We start from the raw sequence: 12,653 nt of genomic DNA, 5'->3' as shown, positions 1-12,653 counted from the left end.
TGTTTTTAGAAGAATCGAGGAGACTTGATTTTGCTTTGATTTTTGTTAAGCGAATAACGCAGGATGAACTCATGTGTTCCATCGTTGTATTTATTCAATCCGCCTACTGTGTAATCAAAAGCATATCCGAGATAAAAACTTGGTGATATTTGAAAACCTGCCAAAATACTGATCGAATCATCTGTTCTGTATGATCCTCCAATAACAAACTTTTCATTAATCATAAAGTTCGCCGATACGTCAGCAGTAAGCGGTGCCCCATTTACTGCTTTTACTAAAAATGCTGGTTTGAACTTTAAATTTGGATTCAAATCAAAAACATAACCTCCCATTAAATAATAATGTAAACGATCATAATCTATAGATTCCTGAACATCATCATAATAGTTATTTTCTATAAAGCTTGGAATTGAGAATCCTAAATACCATTTTTCTGTATAATAGTAAACCCCTGCTCCAACTGCTAATTTCATCTGATTGTCGATATTTTGATTCAAAAGAACGTCTGTATTATCATAATATTTTCCTTTAGACCAATCGATGTTCAGCATTCTCATACCAGCTTTAAGACCAAATGCTAATCTTTTTTCATAACCCAGAGGCAATGAATAAGAGAAGTTTCCGTCAAGGTATAATTCGTTTGAAGGACCAATTTTGTCATTGACAACGCTTAATCCTAAACCCACTTTTTCGTTTCGAAGCGGGCCATGAATAGAGAATGACTGTGTTTCTGGAGCTCCTGAAATTCCCACCCATTGTGAACGGTGCAAAAGTGTGGCTTCTAATGTACCGGTAGACCCGGCATAAGCCGGATTTACCGCCATTGTGTTATACATATATTGTGTATACTCGGGATCTTGCTGTGCACTGGCACATATTGTAATAAAAGAACATATTAAAATGAAATACGTTTCTAATGGTTTTATATATAGTTTCATAACGATACTTATTTAGTTTAATTAATTAGATGATTAATTGAAATGCTTATCTCATAATTGATAACCATCCTTTTTTAACCGTTCCATCTCCAATGGTAATCACATAAAAATAAGTACCTGTTGGCAGCATATCTCCTCTATTTACAACTCCGGATACATTTGCTGTTCCGTCCCAGTCGTTTTCATAATGTTGTTTGCTGTAAACTAATGCACCATATCTATTAAATACTTTCAATTCATTGTTTGGATATGATTCGATACAATCAATTCTAAACAGATCATTTGCGCCGTCATTGTTTGGTGTAAACTCGTTGTAAACTGTTAAACAGATTGGCTCTACTGAAGCTGAAGCTGAATTGTTTGCCGCATCAACATCTAAAGGAGTTGAAATTTCTATAGCAGCAACATTTAGATAATTTCCGCTTGGCAATACTTCTGCAACTATTGTAAGAACCAGACTCTGACCTGAGGCTAAAGCAGGTATTGTCCAAAGCTGTGTTGCAGGATCGTATGTACCGCCTGTTGTATTAAAGCTTACTAAATCGTATCCGCTTGGCAGTATTTCACTAACTATTGTGTTTATGAAACTTCCCTCGCCTACATTATTTACTGTTATAGTAAACGTTACATGTTCTCCAAAATTAGGAGTCGGGTTATCTACTACATTGGTAATTGTGATATCAGAACAAGTTGCCACATTTACATTTAGGAATTTCGTTGTGTTTTCGTTACAGTTGTTGATGTAAGAAACCTCTACTCTTCCCGGACCAATATCTGACCATGAAACTGTTACAGTTCCGTCTGCATTTCCTCCACCTGAAAGAATAGTTCCGTTTGTAATTGTCCACACATAATCTGATTTTCCATTTGCAATTGAATACGTTACACCTTTGAAAACACATGGAGTATCATCATTAGTTGTAAGCTGCACTAAAGCATCATTTTCAAAGTTTACTGTAATACCTAATCTTCCGGCACTTTCGCAGCCATTAGTTGTATTACTTAATAAAGCTGCATAATATGTAGCTGCTGTAAGTGCTGTATTTGGTGCCAATGGTGTTCCTCCTGTCGCTGTTGCGTAGAAAACTACATTTGGTTCGTTTACCAAAATACTTGCAATTGTTGGAAGTGCTGATAAGCAGAATGTTTGTGTTGTTTTAGGCGTTGTAACAGTACCCGGAGTATTTACAGTAACGGCAACGGCTAATCTCACTGGATTCTCACAATTTATTGTGCTTGCAACTGCACCGTAATAAGTTCCTGTTGCTAAAGCTGTTGTTGATGGAATCGCTGTTCCGCCTGTTGCTGTGCTGTACCAGATTACATTTGCTTCATTTACCTGAATACTGGCAATTGTTGGTGTATTCAAAGTACAGAAATCTTGTGTTGTATCAGTTGTTGTTGGTGTTGGACTTGGATTTGATACTGTAACTGTTACTACCAGACGAGTTGAGCTTTCGCATCCCGTTATCGGATCTACAATATTTCCGTAATAAAGACCTGATACTAAAGGTGTGTTTGCTGGAATTGCTGTTCCGCCTGCAGCACTGCTGAACCAGGTTACGCCGCTTTCATTTACCTGAATATTAGCAACTGTTGGTACTGCTGTTGAACAGAAAGTTTGAGAAGCATTGTTTGTTGTTGGATTAATTGTATTTCCAACAGTAACCGCGATTGGTAATCTCACGCTGCTTGAACATCCTGTTGCTGGATCTAATATTGCGCCATAATAAGTACCGCTTGCTAATACTGTTGTAGAAGCAATTGGTGTTCCTCCTGTTGGAGTGCTGAACCAAATTACATTAGCTTCGTTTACCTGAATACTAGCAACAGTTGGTGTAGTTCCAGAACAGAAAGTTTGAGAAGCATTACTAGTTGTTGGCGTAACCGGATCTGTTACGTTAACTGATACTGATAATCTTGTGTTACTTTCACAGCCTGTAGCCGGATCACTGATCGCTGCATAATAGGTACCGCTTGTTAAAGCTGTTGTCGATGGAATCGCTGTTCCGCCTGTTAATGCTGTGTACCAAACAATGTTAGCTTCATTAAACTGAACACTGGCAAAAGTTGGTGCATTTACCAAACAGAAGTTTTGTGTTCCTGCTGTTACTAATGTTGGTGTGCCAGGATCGCTTACATTAATTGTTACCGCTAATCTTACTGCGCTTTCACATCCTGTTGCCGGATCGCTGATAGCTGCGTAGTATGTACCGCTTGTTAAAGCTGTTGTCGATGGAATCGCTGTTCCGCCTGTTAATGCTGTGTACCAAACAATATTGGTTTCATTAAACTGAACACTGGCAAAAGTCGGTGCATTTACCAAACAGAAGTTTTGTGTTCCTGCTGTTACTAATGTTGGTGTACCCGGATCGCTTACATTGATTGTTACAGCTAATCTTACTGCACTTTCACAGCCTTTTGCCGGATCGCTGATAGCTGCGTAGTATGTACCGCTTGTTAAAGCTGTTGTCGATGGAATCGCTGTTCCGCCTGTTAATGCTGTGTACCAAACAATGTTAGCTTCATTAAACTGAACACTGGCAAAAGTTGGTGCATTTACCAAACAGAAGTTTTGTGTTCCTGCTGTTACTAATGTTGGTGTGCCAGGATCGCTTACATTAATTGTTACCGCTAATCTTACTGCGCTTTCACATCCTGTTGCCGGATCGCTGATTGCTGCGTAGTATGTTCCGCTTGTTAAAGCTGTTGTTGATGGAATCGCTGTTCCGCCTGTTAATGCTGTGTACCAAACAATATTAGCTTCATTAAACTGAACACTGGCAAAAGTTGGTGTATTTACCAAACAGAAGTTTTGTGTTCCTGCTGTTACTAATGTTGGTGTACCAGGATCGCTTACATTGATTGTTACTGCTAATCTTACTGCACTTTCACAGCCTGTTGTTGGATCGCTGATAGCTGCGTAGTATGTACCGCTTGTTAAAGCTGTTGTCGATGGAATCGCTGTTCCGCCTGTTAATGCTGTGTACCAAACAATATTGGCTTCATTAAACTGAACACTGGCAAAAGTTGGTGCATTTACCAAACAGAAGTTTTGAGTGCCTGCTGTTACTAATGTTGGTGTTCCCGGATCGCTTACATTGATTGTTACAGCTAATCTTACTGCGCTTTCACAGCCTGTTGCCGGATCGCTGATCGCTGCGTAGTATGTTCCGCTTGTTAAAGCTGTTGTTGATGGAATCGCTGTTCCGCCTGTTAATGCTGTGTACCAAACAATATTAGCTTCATTAAACTGAACACTGGCAAAAGTCGGTGCATTTACCAAACAGAAGTTTTGTGTTCCTGCTGTTACTAATGTTGGTGTGCCAGGATCATTAACATTGATCGTTACTGCTAATCTTACTGCGCTTTCACAGCCTGTTGCCGGATCGCTGATTGCTGCGTAATATGTACCGCTTGTTAAAGCTGTTGTTGATGGAATTGCAGTTCCGCCTGTTAATGCTGTATACCAGACAATATTGGCTTCATTAAACTGAACACTTGCAAAAGTTGGTGCATTTACCAAACAGAAGTTTTGTGTTCCTGCCGTTACTAATGTTGGTGTGCCAGGATCGCTTACATTGATCGTTACAGCTAATCTTACTGCGCTTTCACAGCCTGTTGCCGGATCGCTGATTGCTGCGTAGTATGTACCGCTTGTTAAAGCTGTTGTTGATGGAATCGCTGTTCCGCCTGTTAATGCTGTGTACCAGACAATATTGGCTTCATTAAATTGAACACTCGCAAAAGTCGGTGCATTTACCAAACAGAAGTTTTGTGTTCCTGCTGTTACTAATGTTGGTGTGCCAGGATCACTTACATTGATCGTTACCGCTAATCTTACTGCACTTTCACAGCCTGTTGTTGGATCACTGATAGCAGCGTAATATGTACCGCTTGTTAAAGCTGTTGTTGATGGAATCGCTGTTCCGCCTGTTAATGCTGTATACCAAACAATGTTTGCTTCATTAAACTGAACACTCGCAAAAGTTGGTGCATTTACCAAACAGAAGTTTTGTGTTCCTGCTGTTACTAATGTTGGTGTGCCAGGATCACTTACATTGATTGTTACCGCTAATCTTACTGCACTTTCACAGCCTGATGTCGGATCGCTGATTGCAGCATAATATGTACCGCTTGTTAAAGCTGTTGTTGATGGAATCGCTGTTCCGCCTGTTAATGCTGTATACCAAACAATGTTTGCTTCATTAAACTGAACACTCGCAAAAGTTGGTGCATTTACCAAACAGAAGTTTTGTGTTCCTGCTGTTACTAATGTTGGTGTGCCAGGATCACTTACATTGATTGTTACCGCTAATCTTACTGCGCTTTCACAGCCTGTTGTCGGATCACTGATAGCAGCATAATATGTACCGCTTGTTAAAGCTGTTGTTGATGGAATTGCAGTTCCGCCTGTTAATGCTGTATACCAGACAATATTGGTTTCATTAAACTGAACACTGGCAAAAGTTGGTGAATTTACCAAACAGAAGTTTTGTGTTCCTGCTGTTACTAATGTTGGTGTGCCAGGATCATTAACATTGATCGTTACTGCTAATCTTACTGCGCTTTCACAGCCTGTTGTCGGATCACTGATAGCAGCATAATATGTACCGCTTGTTAAAGCTGTTGTTGATGGAATCGCTGTTCCGCCTGTTAATGCTGTGTACCAAACAATATTGGTTTCATTAAACTGAACACTGGCAAAAGTTGGTGAATTTACCAAACAGAAGTTTTGTGTTCCTGCTGTTACTAATGTTGGTATTCCCGGATCATTAACATTTACTGTTACAGCTAATCTTGTTGAACTTTCACATAAAGTAACAGGATCAATATGACCTACATAATAAACTCCAGTTGTTAAGGCATCTGTTAAAGCAATTGGAGTTCCTCCAGTTGCAGCAGTATACCATGCAATATTAGACTCATTTAGTAAAATACTCGCAAAAGTTGGTGCATTTACCAAACAGAAGTTTTGATCTCCTGGATTTGTTAATGTTGGTGTACTTGGATCACTAATAATGATTACTGCATCTTGCAATGTTCCTGCTAGATTTTCACAAGTATTAGCACTTGCAACAGCAGCATAATATGTTATTGGGCTTACTGCTTTTGTTAAACCTACTGCAGTTAAAACACCAGTAACCGGATCAGTTGTATAAGTAACGCCGGCTATAACTGCACCATTGGTTATTGGCTGTGTTTTAGCTGCATCCAAATACCAGGTAAATACCGGATTTGTTAATGTTGGTGCAGTTGGAGTTAATGAAGCAGGTACATCGTGACAAACTGTTATATCATCAACTACTATATCATTTGCAATTGAAGGAGGCAGAATTGTAAACGTAATTTGTTTTCTATCTGCTGCAGCTGTTTCACAAAATTGATCTGAACTAACTCCTACATAATAGGTATAAGTTCCCGGAGCTAATCCGTTTACGATTAATTGTGCAGTTGTTTCTCCCGGAATTAACTGACTTGTAGTTCCGTTAAAGCTATACCAATAATAAACTGGATTAGTTACAACTGGTGTTCCGCTTAAACTTGTCGCTAAAGTCACTGTTCCTGAAGGAGAACAAATTGACGTTGTAGTTCCTCCGTTTAAAGTAATATCTGTTAAAGCATTTACCGGAGCAGAAGCTTTTACTTCAACAGTAACTTCACCTCTTGTAAAGGCTTCACAGCCATAACGTACCGGCTGTACATAATATTTGTAAATTCCTGCTGTTAAATTGGCTGGAACTGTAAAACTTGGTCCTGTTGCAACCGAAGCTCCTCCAGTTGGCGAATCGTACCAAATATAAGTTGAACAGGCTTCTTCGGGTATTTGAAGTGTTATCGTTGAACCCGGACAGACTATTATTTTATTTTGAGGGTCAGCTCCTACAACTGTTGTATTAGCTACTCTTTCTACGGTATGTACTCGTAAGAAATCTAAAACTCCTGCAACTCCTCCAAAACGAATTCTTACTCTGTCATAAGATTCTGTTGGTGAAGAAACCAAAACCATTGCCATTGTATTTCCCGGCAATAATCTTAAACTTAATAATGTACTAGTATTTTGAATTGGTGCTCCAACTGGAACACTTCCTAAATAACGCTGAATTGAAAATCCAGTCAATAAGTTAACATCTAAAAGTGTTCCTGGTTTTGAAACAACAATTCTTAATGTATCGCTTACAACTGAAGGTGTTTTAAATTCTACAGTTAAATCTGATGCAGCAGCTACTCCAATTGTACTATACATTGTAGCAAAAGTGGTAATATCATTGTCAGCAATATTCCATGCATCACTTACCCCTACAGTTGCTGTAACTGCCCCAACTGGAAGTCCCATATCTGTTGCTCCATAGAAAATATCACGAATATCTCCCGGAGTACATGCTACAGATGGAACTGATGTATTATAATGAGCATCGAATACTTTTGTATTTTGAGCAACACTTAAAACAGAAGCCGACTGAATACGAATTCCGTCATAAGCTTGTGGCCCAGATGCATCTGAAGGAACAAAAGTGAACTCATAAGTATTATCTCCTGAAATTAAGTTCAATAAAGATCCTGATACTGACTGCATTGCTCCAATATCAACACCTCCAATAGTTCCAATTACTGATAAATTTTGACCAACAGCCAATAAGCTGTATTCAGATCCTAATTTAATCGTTACCGGTGTTCCTTTAGTAATAACACTTGGCCAGGTTAAATTCTGCCATGTTGTACCTACTCCTAAAAGTCCTAAACCTGTAGTAATTGTAGAATAAGTCTGTGGGTTTCCGTCAACTGCACTTCCTCCATTAGTAACATTTCCAGTAACTATTGAACCAGATGTCTGTGCCGTTGCATAAACTCTTTCTGTTAATGATTTACAACTGCTAAGGTTTATAACGTTAATTATTTTTGTTGCAGTTGCTGTACAAGTTCCGTCATTAGCGACTGCAGTATAAGTATAAACTCCCGGTGTATTTAATGCACCTGTTGATGTTCCTGGCAAAGCATTTCCCTGCGGATCAAACCAAGTGATTGGCGCTGTAGAAGTTGCTTGTAAAGTAACATTTGTACCTACATTTACAGATTCCTGTGGATTCGTTACCACTATACTTGGTAAAGCATTGATCGTTACTGCTACAGTTTGTCTAACAGAAGGACAAGTATCACCAGTAAGCTGGGCTTCGATTGAATAATTCCCGCCTACAGTAATATTTGAAGCAGCATCTGAAGTAATTACATTATTTGAAGGATCATAGAAAGTATAAGTAGTATTTCCTGTTGAATCAAAGTTAGTAATTGCGTTTCTTAAATTAGCACTTCCACAACCTGTCAAAGCAGCATTAACTGTCAAAGTAGTTGTTGAAGGTAAATTTACTGTAACTTCTTTTAATGAACCGTTTACATTTTCACAAGTACCTCCATTTAAAATAGAAACAAAATAATTGGTTCCAGAAGCAGTTACACCAGTTAATGAAAGTGCGCCCGTAGAAGCATCTATTGCAAATGTTACACCGCCAATTACGCTTCCGTTGACAATTTGAGTTGTTTTATTTTGATCTGTATAATATCTAAACTCTGCTCCTGCAATAGTTGTTGTTGGAGCTATAACAGCTTGTCCTGTACAAGTAGCTTCAACTGGTGTTGCAACTACAACATCGGCATCTGTAGGAATTAGCAATACAGTTACTGTAACTCCCTGACGTAAGCTATTCTCGCAAGTACTGCCTCGTGTTCCTTGTAAATAAAAAGTTGTAGTAGAAGTTAATGCAGCAGTTGGATTAACTGCAACAATATTTCCTCCTGTTGGAGCATCATACCAGGTAAAAGTTTCTGTTCCTGTAGAAGATGCTGTTAAAGAAGCTGTCTGACCAGAACAAATTGGATTTGCAGCACCCGTTACAGTTGCATTTGGAAATCTGTATGCCGCCTGATAAATGTATAAATTGCTTAATACTGTAGCCAGACCTCCTAATCTTACTTCAATTCGATCAAATGCAGCTGCTGTAGTAAAGCTTGCTTTAAATTTATTTCCTGACAACAATTGGATATTTAATAAATTGTTATTGACAGAAATTCTATCGTTGTTATAAGTTGCTCCGTTATAAGTTGCCAAAGTAATATTAGATAAAAGACTGATATCTAAAAGACCTCCTGGAACTTCTAATTCCACATCAATAATATCTCCTGCCTGACCCGGATTAGCAAAAATCAATTGCTGCTGAATGAATCCGCCTACTCCAAGCGGTACAGAAAGATGTGCATACGAATTAATATTACCATCTACAGAATCATTTGGAGTAAGAGCTGTACATAAACCACATAATACACCATCTGTAGATGTTGCCTGTGTACCAGCTTGCAAACAAGTACTTGTATTAGCTATAACAATAACATTAATTACACCTCTTGTTAAATTAGTACAATCAGTACCCACATTAACTGCTTCAACATAATACGTTTTATTAGCAGTTAAAGCCGGGCTAGGTGTAAAAGTTGTTGTATCAAATGCAACAGAAGCACCACCAGTTGGAACATCGTACCAATTGTATCTAACACCCGCCACCGGATTCTGAACAGCCAAAGTAATAGTTTGTCCAGATTGTATAATTACATCTGTTGACGCAAAAGTTGGTACCGCAGGCAAAGGATTAACTGTCAGCGGAACCGCAGTACGAGTTGGAGTTGAACAACCGCCTACAACTGCTTCTACATAATATGTTACATTAGCAGTCAAAGCTGGCGTTGTATACGCCGTTCCTGTAAATACTAAATTACCTCCCGTTGCCGCATCGTACCAATTATAAGTAGTACCTGCAACTGGTATATCAACTGTTAAAGTTGTAGACTGTCCGTTACAAATGCTCGATGGTGATGGAGTAACTGTAGGCAGTACAGGATTTTGTATCAATACCTGAACTGGATTTCTTTCACTATTCACACAACCATTTCTTGTTATTTCAACATAATATGTTGTTGGTGCTGTTAAAGCCGGAGTTGTAAACGCAGCTGTAGAAGCTAACGAAGTTCCTCCTGTAGCTGCACTATACCAATTCACAGTTTCACCTACCGCAAGAGCAGCAGTTAATGTTGTAGTCGCTCCACTGCAAATAGTTGTATTTCCTGTAATTACAGGCGCTTTATATCTGTAAGTTGCCTGATAAATATCAGCTGTTGTTAAAACAGTAGCCAAACCTCCTAATCGAATTTCAACACGATCAAAATTAGCTCCTGCAACTACACTGGCTCTAAAACGATTTCCTGATAATAATTGAAGTGTAATTAACGGATTATTAATAGCAATTCTGTCATTATTATAAGTTGCTCCGTTATAAGTTGCCAAACTAACGGCTCCTAATAAAGAAAGATCTGCAATACCGCCTGGTAATTCTAGCTCCACATCTACAATATCACCTGCTTTTCCAGGATTATTAAATTGTAATGTCTGTTGAACCCAACCGTTAATTAACCCAACCGGAACACTAAGTCTCGCTGCTGTAGCAGGATTTCCATCTACAGAATTATTTGGATTTGCAGAACTACACAGTAGACACAATCCGTTTTGAACCGTTAACTGACTGCTGGCTTCAAGACATCCGCCTAAAGCAGCTGGTTGAACCGTTACAGTAACCGGTACTCTGGCAGCACTAGGACATAAACCGTTCGGGCTTTGTGCTTCTACATAATATATTTTTGTTGCTGTTAAAATTGGCGTTGTAAAAGTAGCTATGTTTGCAGCAACCGCTGTTCCGCCTGTGGCAACATCATACCAATTTAATTGAGCCCCAGGTTCAGAAGATGTTGCTGTTAAAGTAGCATTCTGACCTGATTGAATAGTAACACTTTGTGTTAAAACAGTTGGCGCTGCCGGCACTGCTGTCGAAACAACATTTACTGCTGTACGAGTTGGGCTCACACAACTTCCTATAGAACCTCCAACATAAAAAGTTGTTGTTCCTAATGAAACCGTAGGAGAATAAGTTGTTCCTGATGCAAGTGCAGTTCCGCCAGTTGGTCCGGAATACCAGGAATATGTTGTTCCCGGAATAGGATTTAAAAGTGTCAAAGTTGTTTGCTGGGTTGCTCCTGTAGAACAAATTGAAGCTCCCGCATTATTTACAGCAGGAGCAACAGGATTTGAAACATTTAGAATCACAGGAACACGAACATTCCCCTCACAGCCTGCAGCTCTCGAAATACCAATATAATAAGTAGTTGACGCAGTTAAAGCAGGAGTTGTATAGGTACTACCTGTTGCTAATGGTGTTGTTGATGCCTCAGAACTATACCATGCAAGTGTTGTACCTGCGGCAGGTGTCGCTGTAAGTGCTGCAGTAGAACCTGAACAAACAGTTTGTGTTAAACCACCTGTTACAGTAGGCTGTGCAAATTCTAAACGCACATCGTAAACTCTTAAACTCACTAAAAGGCTTAATAAACCTCCAACCTGAATTTGAATCTGATTAGTATCACCTGTCACAGCAAATTTTGCCACAGCAACAGTATTGCCATTTAACAAGTTTAGGTTCAACAGCGGACTATTTAAAGCCACACTTGAACCTACATTTGTACCCGAAAATTTAGCCTGAAGAGACGCATTAGATAACAATCCTACGTCAAGCAAACCATTTCCGGTACCAAAATAAATAGCAATCTGGTCACCTGCTCTTGCTGTCTGGCTTAAAGTGAGTGTTTCTTCAACGAAACAACCTACACCAACAGCATTTGTCAGGGTTGCAAAAGTTGTTAAACCAGCGCTGTCATAAGCGTTGGCGGGACTATCAACATTTAAACCTACACACAATAGACCTCCCTGACTATTAGTTTGAGACACAGGTCTGCAAATAGTCTGCGAAAATGCATTAGTGCATAATAAGAATAAAAATAATAGTCCGAATAATCTCTTCTGGAAGCTGAGACTACAAAAAGTAAATTTTTTTTTCATAATTTGGAAGATTAGAAAATGGACAATAAAACACCTGCTGCGATAAGCACGTATGCTTAGGCAATTAAAAAAAACGTTAAAAATCAATTAGTTAAACCCTATAATAAATCCTTAGCACATAAAGACTATAGTTTAAATTTTCAAAAAAAAATTATTACACCGTATGTTTTAAAAAACATACAAACCAGAAATTTTTATCTTCTTGGAATAAAATATTCCGTAAATTTTAGACAATATTGATCCGCACCATCTTCTTAATGAAGTGATCTGTTTAAATAATTTTCCTAAAGAAAATCAGTTATGGAGGGGAGAATTTAATTTGATAACATTTAGCCTTTTCAATCTCTTATAGAAAGTTGATTACTCTTTCTATGAATTTTATTACTTTAAAATAAAAACTCAACAATTGAATAAATTAAACATTAGAATGTTTAGCATTAAACAAAATATTTAATGCAGAATATTGTCATCGACATAACGTCGTCGGCCAAATTTTAAATAATGAAAATGGAATATTGAAAACTTTTGAAAAAAGTTATTTGCAAGAGAAGCAAAACTTACAGGATGAAGAAGTTTGGTTTTCTTCAAAATAATAAAAATTAAAGCTGAAATAATATGAAAACCTAATGCAAACTTGATAAAAAAAGTAATTGTCAGTTCCATAAGCAGGCGAATTAAGTTATTATTTAAAGTCTAATTAATTACAATTTATACTATCCTATTTTTTGTTTTTAAAGTTAAATTGGCTTTATATTAAACATGATAAAAATGGGAGCCAATAT

3 protein-coding genes are annotated in these 12,653 nt (G+C 38.2%); all 3 read right to left on the bottom strand.

The features are described 5' to 3' along the window. Positions 1–5 precede the first annotated feature (5 nt). Complete coding sequence (locus PQ462_RS08535; protein WP_274253116.1) at positions 6–938, bottom strand: PorP/SprF family type IX secretion system membrane protein; 933 nt, start codon at positions 936–938, stop codon at positions 6–8. Positions 939–984: 46 nt separating this feature from the next. Then, positions 985–11,871 (bottom strand): Ig-like domain-containing protein, encoded by a 10,887-nt coding sequence (locus PQ462_RS08530; protein ID WP_274253115.1) that lies wholly within the window; start codon positions 11,869–11,871, stop codon positions 985–987. A gap of 450 nt (positions 11,872–12,321) precedes the next feature. Then, positions 12,322–12,534 carry a hypothetical protein gene (locus PQ462_RS08525; RefSeq protein WP_274253114.1) on the bottom strand — a complete coding sequence of 71 codons (213 nt, stop codon included), beginning with the start codon at positions 12,532–12,534 and terminating at the stop codon, positions 12,322–12,324. Between the last annotated feature and the right edge of the window lie 119 nt (positions 12,535–12,653).

Source organism: Flavobacterium sp. KACC 22758 (assembly GCF_028736135.1).
In the GTDB taxonomy this organism is placed as follows: domain Bacteria; phylum Bacteroidota; class Bacteroidia; order Flavobacteriales; family Flavobacteriaceae; genus Flavobacterium; species Flavobacterium johnsoniae.
This window is presented reverse-complemented; position numbering and strand designations above follow the sequence as displayed.

Bases quoted from the DNA above. Each gene is read 5' to 3' on its own strand.
- PQ462_RS08530 (WP_274253115.1), bottom strand. From the start codon at position 11,871: ATGAAAAAAAAATTTACTTTTTGTAGTCTCAGCTTCCAGAAGAGATTA.
- PQ462_RS08525 (WP_274253114.1), bottom strand. From the start codon at position 12,534: ATGGAACTGACAATTACTTTTTTTATCAAGTTTGCATTAGGTTTTCAT.
- PQ462_RS08535 (WP_274253116.1), bottom strand. From the start codon at position 938: ATGAAACTATATATAAAACCATTAGAAACGTATTTCATTTTAATATGT.